This is a genomic window from Pelosinus fermentans DSM 17108 (assembly GCF_000271485.2).
In the GTDB taxonomy this organism is placed as follows: Bacteria; Bacillota; Negativicutes; order DSM-13327; family DSM-13327; genus Pelosinus; species Pelosinus fermentans.
Genome location: NZ_AKVN02000001.1, coordinates 2559203 through 2575289, shown reverse-complemented (window position 1 = coordinate 2575289; position 16087 = coordinate 2559203). Strand labels below are relative to the sequence as shown.

General features: G+C 35.6%; 13 protein-coding genes. All 13 read left to right on the top strand.

Annotated features, from left to right (window positions below):
- Nucleotides 1-218 precede the first annotated feature (218 nt).
- The 13 genes from FR7_RS11850 (at nt 219) to FR7_RS11790 (ending at nt 16054) form a co-directional block, all read left to right on the top strand.
- Complete coding sequence (locus tag FR7_RS11850) at nt 219-1883, top strand: ribonuclease J (protein ID WP_007934256.1); 1665 nt, start codon at nt 219-221, stop codon at nt 1881-1883.
- 138 nt (nt 1884-2021) lie between these two features.
- Complete coding sequence (locus FR7_RS11845; RefSeq protein ID WP_007934257.1) at nt 2022-2795, top strand: ClpP family protease; 774 nt, start codon at nt 2022-2024, stop codon at nt 2793-2795.
- A complete protein-coding gene (locus tag FR7_RS11840; protein WP_007934258.1) occupies nt 2792-3019 on the top strand; it encodes a YlzJ-like family protein in 228 nt (75 codons plus the stop codon). The genes FR7_RS11845 and FR7_RS11840 overlap by 4 nt, the downstream gene beginning before the upstream one ends.
- 343 nt (nt 3020-3362) lie before the next feature.
- Nucleotides 3363-4103 (top strand): helix-turn-helix domain-containing protein, encoded by a 741-nt coding sequence (locus tag FR7_RS11835; RefSeq protein ID WP_007934259.1) that lies wholly within the window; start codon nt 3363-3365, stop codon nt 4101-4103.
- 185 nt (nt 4104-4288) lie between these two features.
- On the top strand, nt 4289-6211 hold the full coding sequence (locus tag FR7_RS11830; protein ID WP_007934260.1) for a YgiQ family radical SAM protein: 1923 nt from the start codon (nt 4289-4291) through the stop codon (nt 6209-6211).
- 226 nt (nt 6212-6437) lie between these two features.
- Nucleotides 6438-7475, top strand: coding sequence for an extracellular solute-binding protein (locus FR7_RS11825; protein ID WP_007934269.1), 1038 nt, complete (start codon nt 6438-6440; stop codon nt 7473-7475).
- Between the two features lie 31 nt (nt 7476-7506).
- Nucleotides 7507-8841 carry a 30S ribosomal protein S12 methylthiotransferase RimO gene (gene rimO / locus FR7_RS11820; RefSeq protein WP_007934270.1) on the top strand — a complete coding sequence of 445 codons (1335 nt, stop codon included), beginning with the start codon at nt 7507-7509 and terminating at the stop codon, nt 8839-8841.
- A gap of 85 nt (nt 8842-8926) precedes the next feature.
- Nucleotides 8927-10168 carry a competence/damage-inducible protein A gene (locus FR7_RS11815; protein WP_007934271.1) on the top strand — a complete coding sequence of 414 codons (1242 nt, stop codon included), beginning with the start codon at nt 8927-8929 and terminating at the stop codon, nt 10166-10168.
- 32 nt (nt 10169-10200) lie between these two features.
- Nucleotides 10201-11781, top strand: coding sequence for a DEAD/DEAH box helicase (locus FR7_RS11810; protein ID WP_007934272.1), 1581 nt, complete (start codon nt 10201-10203; stop codon nt 11779-11781).
- Between the two features lie 263 nt (nt 11782-12044).
- Nucleotides 12045-13097 (top strand): recombinase RecA, encoded by a 1053-nt coding sequence (gene recA, locus FR7_RS11805; RefSeq protein WP_007934273.1) that lies wholly within the window; start codon nt 12045-12047, stop codon nt 13095-13097.
- Nucleotides 13078-13545, top strand: coding sequence for a regulatory protein RecX (locus FR7_RS11800; RefSeq protein ID WP_007940162.1), 468 nt, complete (start codon nt 13078-13080; stop codon nt 13543-13545). Before recA ends, FR7_RS11800 begins: the two co-directional genes overlap by 20 nt.
- Before the next feature lie 318 nt (nt 13546-13863).
- Nucleotides 13864-15387 (top strand): ribonuclease Y, encoded by a 1524-nt coding sequence (gene rny, locus FR7_RS11795; protein WP_071524645.1) that lies wholly within the window; start codon nt 13864-13866, stop codon nt 15385-15387.
- Between the two features lie 130 nt (nt 15388-15517).
- The gene (locus FR7_RS11790) at nt 15518-16054 is read left to right on the top strand and encodes a hypothetical protein (RefSeq protein ID WP_237769520.1); all 537 of its coding nucleotides are present in this window, start codon (nt 15518-15520) and stop codon (nt 16052-16054) included.
- Nucleotides 16055-16087: the final 33 nt, after the last annotated feature.

The window sequence follows — 16087 nt, the reverse complement described above, 5'->3', positions numbered from 1 at the left end:
TATTTTGGGTGAGGTTCTTATCTTTTATCAAGAGAATCTTACATATAATACCTTCAAAAGAAGCATCATATATTGCAAATGCACTTTAAAATAAGCTATAATTACAATAAGTGAATGAACGGGCCGGTTTTTAGCTCATTTTCTAATGAACGGCAAATACCTAGAAATAATGGTTTGTTTTTCTTGCTTTATAAAAATAACTGGAGGTGTGATTTTTTTTGGTAAAAACACAACAAAAAATTCAAATTATCCCTTTAGGCGGATTAGGTGAAATTGGCAAAAATATGACTGTAGTTCGTTATGGAGACGATATTATTGTTATTGATGCTGGTCTAATGTTTCCGGAAGATGATATGCTCGGAATTGATCTAGTCATTCCAGATATATCGTATCTACTAGAAAATCGTGATTTAGTACGGGGGATAATACTTACTCATGGTCATGAAGATCATATTGGTGCATTACCATATGTTCTGAAGCAACTTAGCGTACCTGTCTACGGTACAAGGTTAACATTGGGAATACTTGAAGGCAGATTAAAAGAAAATAATGTTCCATTAACTAATTTAATTTCTGTCAAGGCAGGCGACCAAATTGAAGTTGGACCTTTTAAAATTGGTTTTATTCGCATTAGTCATAGTATTGCAGATGCTGTAGCCCTTTCTATTAAAACTCCTGTTGGCACAATTGTGCATACCGGAGATTTTAAATTTGACCAAACTCCAGTTGATGGTAAAGTTACCGATTTTCATAAATTGGCCGAATTGGGTGATCAGGGAGTACTCGTTATGCTTGCAGACAGTACGAATGCTGAGCATCCGGGATATACGATGAGTGAGAAATCAGTTGGTGTTACATTTGATGAGATGTTCTATAATGCTAATGGACGAATCATCATTGCGAGTTTTTCTTCCAATGTACATCGCGTGCAACAAGCTATTGATACCGCCTGTAAATATAATCGTAAGGTAGCAGTCTTGGGACGTAGTATGATTAATGTAGTTACGATTTCATCGGAATTAGGTTATCTTAATATTCCAGAAGGTATACTCATTGACATTGACCAAATTAATAATTATCCTGCATCAGGCGTGGTTATCATCACAACTGGCAGTCAAGGTGAACCTATGTCAGCATTAACTAGAATGGCAATGTCTGACCACCGTAAAGTTGATATCGTACCTGGTGACACCATTATTATCTCCGCTACGCCAATTCCAGGTAATGAAAAATTAGTATCTCGTACTATTGACTATTTATTACGGCAGGGTGCAGAAGTGCTTTACGAGAGAACTTCTGGCATTCATGTCTCAGGTCATGCTAGCCAGGAAGAATTAAAAATGATGCACAATTTAATTCGTCCTAAGTTTTTTATTCCAGTACATGGTGAATATCGTCATTTAGTTAAGCATTCGAAATTAGCCCAAGAGCTTGGCATGGCTAAAGATCATATTTTCATTGCTGAGAATGGGCAGGTACTGGAGTTTACTCCTGAAAAAGGCAGTGTTACAGGAAAAGTATCTTCTGGCATTGTGTTAATTGATGGATTAGGTGTTGGCGATGTCGGCAATATTGTACTACGAGATCGCCGACAGCTTTCCCAAGAGGGAATTTTGATTGTTGTTATTACAATGGACAAGCAAGGCGGCTGTGTTGTTGCAGGTCCCGATATTGTCTCTCGTGGTTTTGTTTATGTGAGGGAATCCGAGCAATTAATGGATGAAGCTAAGAACAAAGTAAGACAAACACTGGATAAATGCGAATTGAACAATGTTACCGAATGGGCTATGATTAAATCAAGCGTTCGTGATACCTTGGGTAAATATTTATATGAAAAAACACGTCGTCGTCCTATGATACTGCCAATTATTATGGAAGTCTAAAAACATAATTTGTTATTTTTTTAAATGGTTTATGCTGATTTTATAACAGCATAAGCCATTTTTTGTGCAAAGCTGTATGAAAGTTTATACATAGCTAATACTATAAAGAATAAAAAGTACTATATTGGAGGTAATGCAATGTTAGAAAATGATAACCCAACTATAGAACCACCTGGAATAAATCCAGAAAACCCTAAACCACCAATTGAGCATACAAAAAAAACGGTGACAGCTCGAAAGACTGATACCGTAGACAATATTCAAGAATTAGGTGCCACTGAAATTCCTACAGCTAAAACCAACATACATGTCATGACAATTATCGGACAAGTAGAAGGACATATGATATTACCACCACAAAATAAAACTACTAAGTATGAACATATTATGCCCCAGCTAGTAGCAATTGAACAAAATTCTGATATTGAAGGCTTATTGCTGCTTTTAAATACAGTTGGTGGTGATGTCGAGGCAGGATTAGCTATCGCAGAAATGATCGCTAGTATGTCCAAACCTTCTGTTTCTATCGTACTTGGTGGTGGACATAGTATTGGTGTGCCAATTGCTGTATCTGCAACTTATTCTTATATTGTAGAAAGTGCTACCATGACAATTCATCCCATCCGGCTTACTGGGTTGGTTATCGGTGCTCCTAGTTCTTTTGATTATCTAGAAAAAATGCAAGATAGGGTTAATAAATTTGTTGTAGATCATTCTAATGTTTCTGAAAGAAAGTGGAAAGAGCTGCTATTTAAAACAGGGGAGCTATCTCGTGATATTGGCACATCCGTCATTGGCAGAGATGCTGTATCTTATGGTATCATCAACGAAATCGGAGGATTATCCCACGCACAAACAAAACTAAATGAATTAATTAAAATACAAAAAGAAACTAAGGGGTTGAAGCAATGACTTTCTGGAGTATATTACCAGAAGAATTAATTTTTAGTACAAATAATTTACCAGATAGCCCACCTCTTTATGAAGAAATCCAATGCAATAACATAAAGTTACTAGTCGAGAAAATAGGTCCCACTCAATGTAAGGTCAGCCGATTACTAACAACAAACCCCCAAGATTACCTACAACCAGAAATACAACCAGGAAAGATTTTAACATATAAGCCCATTTTATAAAATGTTTATATTAAGATAACGTAGTACAAAAGACCGCTGCAAGATACCTTAACCTTGGCGGTCTTTCTGCTCTATATTCAATGCAACAAAATGTACCTTATAGTAACATAAAAACATAAAATTCTACTATTTAATATCTAAAATCCTTTTTATTTTTGACGATTTACGCAAAATAAAAAGAAACTTTGAAAAATACTCATATAAATGGTAAAATATATCTATTGTTAAGGTGGAGAAATCTGGAACTGAGACTGCTACTATAAAAATTCTAAGTTTATAGCTAACTAAAACTAAAATTCTTAAATTTATTAACTACATAGAGAAGTTAAGGAGGGTATCTTGAGTGCAAACAATTGGTGAAATTTTGCGTAGTGAGCGGGAAAAAAAAGGACTTTCTGTTAAAGAAATTGAAATTGCCACCAGTATAAGGACTGTATATATAACAGCAATTGAGGAAGGTAATTATGGTATTATACCAGGTGAGGTATACCTAAAAGGATTTATTCGTAATTATGCTAATTTTCTAGGTTTAGATGGTCAACAAATTGTTGATTTATATCGTCAATCTCAAAATCCTACAACAGTGGCTGAAGAAATGAATAAAATGGATGCACCTCTAAAAGAAAAATCCATGAAAAAACCAAATACAACTCTTTCTAGCAAATGGTTAGCTATTGGTGTAGTGGCACTATGTGTAGCTGGTGGTGCATGGTGGCTTCAAAATAATTCAAGTTCATCACAAGAACCTAAGATAGACAAAAAGGTGCAACAACCGTCTCCAGTAATACCAAGCCAAGGAGTAAAAGAACAAGTATCGATTCCTACTACTCCAGTTTCAATAAAACCGGTAGTTATTATTGCAAAATATACTGATCAGTGCTGGACCTCAGTGACTGCTGATAATAAAATTATTTATGAGGGAACTCCTCAAGCCGGTGAAACGCTTACTTGGGAAGCAGAACAAAATATTACAATAAAAGCTGGTAATGCTGATGGAATTGATATAGTATATAATGGACAATCCTTGGGGAAACTGGGAACAAAAGGTGAAGTACTTGTTAAAACATTCGCCTTAAGCAGATAAACGAGTTTACAACTATACTAAAGAAAAGACTAACATTGTTGCTTTATTGAAAGCTTGGCATGAGCCAAGTCTTTTCTTATTTTACGTAATGCATTATTTTTTCCGTTTTGAAAATAATACAAAAATATTCTTCAATTATACATTCGTTCTCTAGAGTGTGTGATGACTGCATAGGGGAAATAATTATGAAAAATGAATTTTTACCAATTTCTAAGGAAGATATGACCAAACGAGGATGGGATCGACTAGATTTTTTATTTGTTAGCGGTGATGCTTATGTAGATCACCCCAGCTTTGGACCTGCCATTCTCTGCCGTTTATTAGAAAAGTATGGATATCGAGTGGGTATTATCTCTCAACCAGACTGGCGTTCAACATTAGATTTTAAAAAAATGGGAAAACCTCGGTTAGGCGTATTAGTATCAGCTGGAAATTTGGATTCGATGTTGAATAAATTCACTGCTGCTAAAAAATTTCGCAGCTCAGATAATTATTCACCTGGAGGAAAAGCAGGCTGCCGTCCTGACAGAGCCACTATTGTTTATTGCAACCGAATTCGAGAAGTCTGGAAGGACATACCGATTATTATTGGAGGTATTGAAGCAAGTCTCAGGAGATTTGCTCATTATGATTACTGGTCAAATAGTATACGGCGCTCTATTTTAATTGACAGCAGAGCTGATATTTTAATATATGGTATGGGTGAAAAACAATTAAAAGAAATTGCTGAACAATTACAACAAGGACTCAATATCTCTGACATTCGTAACGTTCAAGGTACTTGTTATAAGACTGATTCCATTGAACATTTATGGAATTTCATTGAAACTCCTGGCTACGATGATGTAAACACGAACAAACAAGCATTTAGCCAAGCGTTCAAAATTCAATACCAAGAGCAGGATGCTATCCGCGGTAAAACAATTGTACAGAACCATGGTGAATATTCTATCGTACAAAATGCGCCTGCTTTGCCGCTAACTACAGAAGAGATGGATGAGATCTATGATCTTCCTTATCAACGCACCTATCATCCAATTTACGAGAAATCTGGTGGAGTGCCGGCAATTCAAGAAGTAAAATTTAGTTTGGTCAGCCATCGTGGCTGTTTTGGCGGGTGTTCATTTTGTGCAATTGTTTCTCATCAAGGACGTATTATTCAAAGCAGGAGTCACGAATCTATTTTGAATGAAGCTAAAATAATCATTGCTATGCCTGATTTTAAAGGTTATATTCATGATATCGGTGGTCCTACTGCTAACTTTCGTATACAATCCTGTCAAAAACAATCTGAGCGCGGTACTTGTAAAGCAAAGCAATGCTTAGCTCCAACCCCATGCAAAGAATTAATGACGAATCATACTGATTACTTAACATTATTACGCACCTTACGAGCTTTACCAGGTGTAAAAAAAGTTTTTATTCGCTCTGGACTACGTTACGATTATTTAATGGCAGATCCGAGCAACGAAGAATTTTTACGCGAATTATGTGAGCATCATATTAGTGGTCAACTTAAAGTAGCACCCGAGCACATTTCCCCTAAAGTTACCAATTTAATGGGGAAATCAGGAAAAGGGGTTTATTTAAAATTCATGCATGCTTATAAACGTGTAAATGAAAGAATAGGAAAAGAGCAATACCTCGTTCCTTACTTTATGTCTAGCCATCCTGGGTCTGGGCTTAAAGAAGCGATTGAATTAGCAGAATTCATCCGCGATCTGAATTATAGGCCAGAGCAAGTACAAGATTTCATTCCCACTCCAGGCAGTTTATCTACTTGTATTTACTATACCGGTATCAACCCATTTACAAATGAAAAAGTGTATGTAGCTAAAGATATACATGAAAAGAAAATGCAACGTGGATTAATGCAATACCGTGATCCTAAAAATTATTATTTAGTATACGAAGCACTGACAAAGGCTAATCGTCAGGATCTTATTGGCTATGGACCCAAGTGCCTCATTCGTCCACCACACAATACAAATCATAAACAAAATAGTAGTACTACCACAAGTAAAAATAGTAGTAGTAGAAACATGCACACAAAATCCACTACACAGCTTAAGAATAATACTAAGAAACATTCTAGGAGTCGCTCGTAATACGAGTAGAAGCAACTATAATTTGCTATAGCTGCTTCTACTTTTCTTTCATACATCCCCGCTCACATAAGTCCATTATTTTCAGATAATACTAAGACAGAAGAAAGGTAAACGACTTAAAATAGCATTACAAGATGTTTTGTTTACACTTTATAGAAATTTGACTTGCATACCGAACCAATAAGAGGTATAGTATTATTGGTCTAATTTGTACTGGAGGTAGAATATGCGTCGTTATCTGCCAATTTTATTAATCTCCTTCTTTGTACTAGTTACTATAGTCACTGGGAGTACATCTCTCCAAGGTTATGCTGATGAACAAAATCCTGAGAAGAATATTAAAAGTATTAATGTTTATACTACGTTGCCGATAGAGCAACTATCAATATTGGCTCAGGAATATGAAAAAACGCAAAAGGTACGTGTAAACCTTGTGCCTCTTTCTGAAGCAAATTTACTAACAAAGATTAGAGTAGAAATGGCTGCGCCTAATGCTGACATTATTATTGCCAACAGTGCACTTTTAGAACAGATCCAAAAAATGAATCTACTAAAACCATATGCTTCTGAACAAACAGATATTATACCGGAACGATTTAAAGAAGAAAACGGTTATTGGACAGGTATCTGGTATGACCCTATGGTTTTTGCAGCGAATCGTGATTTCTTAAAAACCCTTCCTAAAGTACCTAGTAAATGGAGTGATCTCACTCAAGATAGTAAATATCGTATTGGTATAACTGATTTCTTAGCAGCAGAAGCTTCTGCTAATTTATTTTATACTTTAGTATCTGCAACTGGAGAGTCTGAAGCATTTTCTTATCTGAAAAAGCTTCATCCCCAAATTGTTCAATATGCTAAATTTCTATCTACTCCTGTGCGCATGGCTGGAATGGGTGAGGTAGATATTGCCATTGCGACTCAGAGCGAAACAATACGTTATATGAATGACAAATTTCCTATAACATTATTATATCCGGAAGATGGTACCTCTTTTGTATTAACTGGATCTGCATTAGTTACAGGCGCAAAAAATGAAACAGAAGCTAAGCAATTTATGGATTGGTTGCTACAAGATGCTGCCCATAGTATTTTGTATACAAGCAGTTTTTATTTAATTCCTACAAATCCAGAAACACTCATTTATAAATATTACGATACAAAACATATTAAGCTTTTGGATAAAAAAGAAACCTTTTCAATTGAACAAAAAAGTCAACTACTTGATAAATGGGTAACTACAGTACGGCTCGCTCCAAAATAAAAATCTGATCTATAATCTAGGAGGAACATTCATGTTAAAAGCCGGGTTTATAAGCCTGGGATGTGCTAAAAATCTGGTAGATACAGAAGTTATGCTAGGACTATTAGCCACCAATGATATTAAAATAACGGATAATCCCCATGAAGCTGATATTCTTATCATCAATACATGTAGTTTTATCGATTCAGCAAAAGAGGAATCCATATCTACTATTCTTCAAATGGCTGATTATAAAAAACATGGTAATTGTAAATGTTTAATTGTAGCTGGCTGCCTTGGTCAGCGCTATCAACAAGAGTTGCTTGATGAATTGCCAGAGGTTGATGCCATTATTGGTACAGGAGCTTGGCATCGCATTATTGAAGCTATCAATGATACTCTTGTTGATCATAAACGTGTATTATTAGTAGGAGAAACAAATACACTTTATGATGAAACCATGCCACGCATAAACACAACACCATTCTATAGTGCTTATGTTAAGATTGCTGAGGGATGTAGTAACTGTTGTTCTTACTGTATTATTCCTAAGGTAAGAGGTTCTTTTCGCAGCAGAACAATGGAATCAATTATAGCTGAAGTGAAAAACCTTGTAGCAACTGGTGTTAAAGAAATCAACTTGATTGCACAAGATACAACTAGCTATGGACGTGATTTATATGACTCACCCAAATTGACTACTCTTTTAAAAGAGTTAGTTAAAATTGATGGACTTATGTGGGTGCGATTATTATATTGTTATCCTAAATATTTTTCAAATGAACTAATTGAGTTAATTGCCACTGAATCAAAAATTTGCAAATACATTGACTTGCCTCTACAGCATGCTAATGATGATATTTTAAAAGCAATGTTGCGGCAAGATGGTCGTAAAGATATAGAAACTCTTTTAACCACCTTACGTGCAAAGATTCCTAGTATTACGATTCGCACATCTTTTATTGTAGGTTTTCCAGGTGAAACAGAAGAACATTTTGAAGATTTGAAACACTTTATAATGGAACAGAAATTTGATAGAGTAGGGGTCTTCACTTATTCACAAGAAGACGATACTATAGCAGCAAATCTTCCCCATCAGCTCTCTGATGAGATTAAACAAGAGCGTTATCATAGCCTTATGACATTGCAATGTCAAATATCTGAACAGCTTAATCAGGGATTAGAAGGTACAGTTTTGGATGTATTAATTGAACAAGTTAATATCAACGAGTCAGAGATTGTTGTCTCTGGACGCTCCTATCGTGAAGCACCTGATGTAGATGGGCAAGTTTATGTTGAGAAAGCAATGGAATGTAAACCAGGAGATGTCATTAAAACAAGAATTGTCCAAGGCTTTACCTATGATGTTGTTGCAGAAAAATTATAAAGATGCCTGCTAAAGAATAATAATTTAGAAATATTTGTTTAAAATAATTACTATACATTATTCAATGTCTAGGGAGTGATTTTATATGGTCGTAGAAATAGTAACTACTGGTACAGAACTACTTTTGGGTCAGATTATGAATACAAATGCACCTTTTTTATCAGAAAAACTTAATGAATTAGGATTTGATGTTTTATATCATTCTACAGTTGGTGATAATAGAGTACGCATGACACAGGTTTTCAATAATGCGTTAGAACGATCAGATATTATTATAACTTCTGGTGGCTTAGGACCTACTCAGGGCGACATTACAAAAGAAGTGACTGCAAACCTATTAAATCGACCTCTGTTTTTACATGAAGAAAGTGTAGCTCACATGACAGATCTTCTTGCCAAACGTAACCGTTCTATGACTGAAAGTAACTTAAGACAAGCTATGATTCCTAAAGGAGCTCTTGTATTAAGAAATGAAAATGGCACAGCTCCTGGTGTGATCATAGAGCATAATAATAAAATAATTATTCATTTACCTGGACCTCCTCACGAATTAAAATCTATGTTTGAACAAGCAGTGGTTCCATATCTTAAAAGTCATTTTAACTCACAAGGGGCAATTGTATCTAGAGTATTACATACTTATGGAATAGGTGAATCCTCGCTTGAAGATAAAATCAAAGGATTTATTTTATCCCAGTCGAATCCAACAATTGCATTGTTGGCAAGACAAGGCGAAATTATTGTCCGCCTTACTGCTAAAGGCGCTAGCAAAAATGAAGCCCAAACATTAATTGATACATTAGAAAAACAACTTAGGCAATACATTGCCGATTACATTTGGGGTCTAGATAATGATACTCTCGAAGCAAATATTGGGGAAATTTTAACTAAGAAACAGTTAACTGTTGCATTAGCCGAATCATGTACAGGCGGGCTGGTTACCAGTCGCATTACCGACATTTCTGGTAGTTCAGATTACCTTATAGGTTCTATAGTTTGTTACACCAATCGAATTAAAACTGATTTTGTTGATGTAACACCGCAAATTATTACTAAACTTGGTGCGGTAAGCCAAGAGACAGCATGTCTTATGGCTGCTGGCATTCGTAAGAAATTTGCTGCTAGTATTGGATTAGGGATTACCGGCATAGCTGGCCCAACTGGCGCTACTCCAACAAAACCTGTTGGTACGGTTTTTATTGCAATTGATGGTCCTGCTGGTATACAATGCCAACATCATACATTTAATGGTCAGCGTACTGACATTAAATATCGTATATCGCAAACCGCTTTACATATGCTAAGACAGTATACATTATCGTTATAATATAAATTAAATAAAAACTAGGGGGCTATACATTGAACGATACTCAATTATTTGGTACTATTCCATTAAGCAAAAAACTACTTTCAGCAATTGCTGAAATGGGTTTTGAAGAACCCTCACCGATTCAAAACCAAACCATTCCTCTTGTACTTGAAGGTCACGACGTTATAGGACAGGCACAAACAGGTACAGGTAAGACCGCTGCATTTGGTATACCTGCAATAGAAAAAATTGCTGATAGTCGTCAAATACAAGTGTTGGTACTTACTCCAACTCGTGAACTTGCAATTCAAGTCTCAGAAGAGCTGGCAAAGATAGGTAAGTTCAAAAGAATAAAAACTTTACCTATTTATGGTGGGCAACCAATTGACCGACAAATTAAGGCTCTACGTATGGGTGTACATGTTGTAATTGGTACTCCAGGTAGACTTTTAGATCACATTCGCCGGAAAACAATAAAACTTGACGCTGTAAAAACACTTATTCTTGACGAAGCTGATGAAATGCTTGATATGGGCTTTGTTGAAGATATTGAAACTATTATGCAAGAAGTTCCTGTTGAAGGAAGACAAACACTCTTATTTTCTGCTACTATGCCAGGACCAATTGCTACTTTAGCAAGAAAATATATGAATAATCCAAAAACAATTTCTATCAATAGAGAGCAGCTTACAGTACCTCTTATTGACCAGATTTATTATGAAACACGAGAAAAATTAGAAGCATTATGTCGCGTTTTAGATGTAGAGACAACAGGTAAATCGATTATCTTTTGCCGTACTAAAAGAGGTGTGGATGACTTGGTTGTATCCTTACAAGGACGCGGTTATATGGCTGATGGTTTACACGGTGATCTAAGTCAAGCACAACGTGATAGAGTCATGAAAAAATTCCGTGATGGAAAACTTGAATTATTAATAGCCACAGATGTTGCTGCTCGCGGTATAGATATTGATGATATCACACATGTCTTCAATTACGATATCCCTCAAGATAATGAAGCCTATGTACATCGTATTGGACGTACAGGACGTGCTGGTAAAAAGGGTGTGGCAATTACCTTTATTAATCCTCGTGAATACCGCCAGCTTAAACTGATCGAGAAGCTAACTAAATCACGTATTGTACGCAAGCAACTACCTTCAGCAGCTGACATTTTAGATCGTCAACGAGAAATCATTAAGAATCGTTTAGTGCAAACAATTGAACAGGGTAAGTTTGAAGTCTATCAGGACATTATTGTGGATTTAGCCGCTGATTATGATCCAATAGAGATTGCTGCCGCTGCTCTTAAACTTGCTCAAGAAGGATTTAAAGAAAAGTTTACCGTTGAAGAAGAAAAACCTGACTTTACTAATACGGGCGCTGAAGCAGGTATGGTACGTTTGTTTATTAATGCTGGTAGAGCACAGAAAATCCGTCCAGAAGATATTGTACGCACGATAGCAGAGGGAGCCGACATCTCTGGAAATACAATTGGTGTAATCAATATTTATGAAAAATTTACTTTTGTAGAAGTACCAATAGATGTAGCGGAGCGTGTTATCGCAGTACTGCATAAAAGCTCAATTAAAGGATATAAGATTAATGTTGAGCCTGCTAAAAGCAGATAATCAAGCTACATTTCTTCGTAAAATCTAATTTTTAAATACATAATAAAAGGGGACTATATAGTCCTCTTTTATTATGTATTCCTTTAAATATTCGCCTGTTTTTATCTAAATTTTTTTTATGCTAGCTATTTTGCATTCAACCTACTGACAATTATTAATGCTAATCTTCCTAAGTTTAGAAAGTCATCCATCACAAATTTATGACTATTGACATTACGAACAAATGTTTGTACAATGATATTAATAAGGGAGATGATAAATACATGGAGAAATCAACAACATCAGATAAATTACAAGCATTAGAAAGTGCTGTACGCAAAATTGAAAAAGATTTTGGCAAGGGCTCTATTATGAAATTAGGCGAAGCTGCTGCCAGGATGAATGTCGAAGTTATTCCAACAGGTGCATTACCACTTGATATTGCCCTTGGCATTGGCGGCGTACCTAGAGGTAGAATGATAGAAGTATACGGCCCTGAATCATCTGGTAAAACAACCGTCGCCTTACATATGATAGCTGAAACCCAAAAATCTGGTGGATTAGCAGCATTTATTGATGCTGAGCATGCCCTAGATCCTGGATATGCTAAAAATCTTGGTGTTGATATTGATAATTTGCTCATCTCACAGCCGGATAATGGTGAACAAGCTTTAGAAATCTGTGAAGCTTTAGTAAGAAGTAATGCAATTGACATGATCATAATTGATTCAGTTGCCGCTTTAGTACCCAAAGCGGAAATTGATGGCGAAATGGGCGATTCTCATGTGGGTTTACATGCGCGGCTGATGTCACAAGCATTACGTAAATTAACCGGTATTATTAGTAAATCACGTACAATCGTTGTGTTTATTAATCAAATTCGTGAAAAAGTAGGCGTTATGTTTGGTAACCCAGAAACAACTACTGGCGGACGTGCTCTAAAATTCTATTCTACAATAAGACTAGAGGTAAGAAGAGCTGAGAGTCTTAAACAAGGTAATGATATTATCGGTAACCGTACTAAAGTAAAGGTTGTTAAAAATAAAGTTGCTCCACCATTTAAACAAGCTGAGTTTGATATTATGTATGGTGAAGGAATCTCCCACGAAGGATGTTTAGTCGATATTGGAACTTCATTTGAAGTTATCAATAAAAGTGGAGCATGGTATTCCTATAAAGATACTCGCCTTGGACAAGGACGAGAGAATGTAAAAGAATTCTTTAAACAAAATCCCGACATTGCAGATGAAATCGACAAGAAGATTCGAGAATTGCTCTTGGTTGGCAAAGTACAAGCGGTTGTGCCCGACCCTTTGGATGATTCATCCCTTGAATAATCATAATGATATCTGGCAATACTCATTGCACTTAGTAACTCGCCGTTCCTATAGTGAAAAAGAATTACAGCAAAAATTAGAATATAAGGATTATAGCTGCGATGACATTGAAAAGGTTTTTAGCCGTTTAAAAGAATATGGTTACATCAATGATATTAAACTTGCAAATCATTTATTTCATAAATACTTAGAAACAAATAAATATAGTACTAAGCAAATTCTTTACAAATTAAAGCTACGTGGTTTACCAGATGCAATTTTATCTGAGATCGCAAGAGATTTCGATGATATTGAAGAGTGGAAATCGGCGCTTAAAGTAGTTACTGCCCGTTTTAAAAGCTTCGATACGACTACAAAAGAAAAGATTTATCGCTATTTGGCTTCTAGAGGTTTTTCAGCGACTAGCATTCATAAAGTCTTACAAACCCTTTCTCACTGTGATAAATAAGTGGTAAACATAAAATGATTTGGCATGAGCCAAATCATTTTATGTTTATTACAACGTATCTTGAGATATAAAGTATTTTCAAAGTTATTTTCTTTTCCTTTAAACTCAACTAAGAGACATAAGGGATAACTTGACACTACTTTGAAAAACATTTACAATTGAATTAATCAATTGTGTAGGCAATTGTCATACTTATCCAATAAAAATCAGTTACTGTAGGGGAGTAATTGCGAAATGCTTTAAAAGCTGATTTAAGATTCTCAGCTTTACCCTTAAAACACGGAAATAAAAGGAGGTGTAAGGATTATATTTGAATTTATTTTAACTACTGCACTTGTTGCGTTCTTCAGCTTTGGCATAGGCTATTGGATACGCAAAAAAACTGCCGAAGCAAAAATAATCTCAGCTGAAGAAGCTGCGAAAAAAATAATCGTTGAGGCAGAGCGTTCAAGCGAAGCTAAGAAAAAAGAAGCATTGGTGGAAGCAAAAGAGGATATTCATAAACTTAGGAATGAATTAGAACGAGAAACTAAGGAACGTCGTTCTGAGCTCCAACGTTTAGAACGACGCTTAATGCAGAAAGAGGAAAATCTTGACAGGAAAGTTGATTCTCTTGAGAAAAAAGAGGAGATTATCAGCCATAAAGAAGCTGAATTAGATAAAAGTCAAGAAATAATTAATACTTTATATGCCAAACAATTAGCTGAATTAGAAAGACTCTCGGGGTTAACATCTGAAGAAGCTCGTAATTTATTATTAGCGAATGCTCGAGAAGAAATTAAACTTGAAACGGCAATGATGATTAAAGAATTAGAACAACAAGCAAAAGAAGAAGCTGACAAAAAGGCACGTAACATCATCTCTTTAGCAATTCAGCGATGTGCTGCAGATCATGTTGCAGAAACTACTGTTTCAGTTGTAGCGTTACCTAATGATGAGATGAAAGGTCGTATTATCGGACGTGAAGGACGTAATATTAGGACCTTAGAAACCCTTACTGGTATTGATCTTATTATTGATGATACTCCCGAAGCCGTTATCTTGTCTGGCTTTGATCCGATACGTAGAGAAGTCGCTAGAATTGCTCTAGAAAAATTAATTGCTGATGGAAGAATTCATCCTGCGCGTATTGAAGAAATGGTTGAAAAGGCACAGAAAGAAGTGGAGCAACGAATTAAAGAAGCTGGCGAACAGGCCACCTTTGAAACTGGGGTTCACGGACTTCATCCAGAAATCATTAAACTTCTTGGTCGTTTAAAGTATCGCACCAGTTATGGGCAAAATGTACTTAAACATTCTATCGAAGTCGCCCATTTAGCAGGCGTCATGGCTGCTGAGTTAGGTGTAGATGTGATGCTAGCAAAACGAGCGGGTCTCTTACACGATCTTGGTAAAGCAGTCAATCATGAGATGGAAGGATCTCATGTTGAATTAGGCATGACTTTAGCAAAAAAATATCGTGAATCGCCTGAAGTAGTGAATGCGATTGGTGCTCATCATGGTGATGAAGAACCTATCACAGTACAGGCAGTATTAGTTGCTGCTGCTGATGCTATTTCTGCAGCTAGACCTGGTGCTCGTCGTGAAAGTCTTGAAAGTTACCTAAAACGATTAACACGATTGGAAGAAATAGCAGAATCTTTCGAAGGCGTAGAAAAATCATTTGCTATTCAAGCGGGTCGTGAAATTCGTATTATGGTTAAACCAGATAAAATTGATGATCTAGCATCTGTTAGATTATCAAGAGATATTGTCAAAAAAATTGAAAATGATCTTGAATATCCAGGACAAATAAAAGTAACTGTAATTCGTGAAACACGTGCTGTTGATTACGCGAAATAAATAAAGATATATGGAAGAATATAAAAACGACCTTATTAAGGTCGTTTTTATATTCTTCCATATATTTTAAAAAGGAGTTCTCATCATCTTTAGAGAATAACATAAATCATACTAACATTTTATCATACTATTGGACGGTGATTTTTTTATGCCTAAATACAAACAATATGATGAACAAGTTTCTGATGGTGTCAATTTATTGATTTCTATTCTTGTTCGTTACCCTGAAATTGGAAGAATTGGTTTTGATCCACAAAGTAATTCTTTAAAGCTGACATTTTTGTTGTCAACGATACCATCAAACATCGAATTCTCCAATATTAAAAACTTATTATTAAATAGTCTAATTGCCTATACTACATTAGAGGATGTATCTTTAAGCACTTTTGATGTACTATTAGATACTTATGACCAAGTCGCTATGTTAAGCATCTTCAGAGATGTACATACTATCTCTAAAGGTGAAATTGCTTTGTTAATTGCATTATTGCGAGGTAAGTTCAAGAACCACCTCATCACAGACTTCAATGACTCTTTATTAGAAGAAGACCTTCTAATTCAAGAAGAAGTTATTGAAGATATGCTAACAAATATAAAAAAACACCATACAGAAAATAGATTAATCGGTATTCGTGAAGATGGCAGGGTTTTGGTCTTTAACAAATAGCCACAATGGCATAATCTACTTCTCATATGGAGG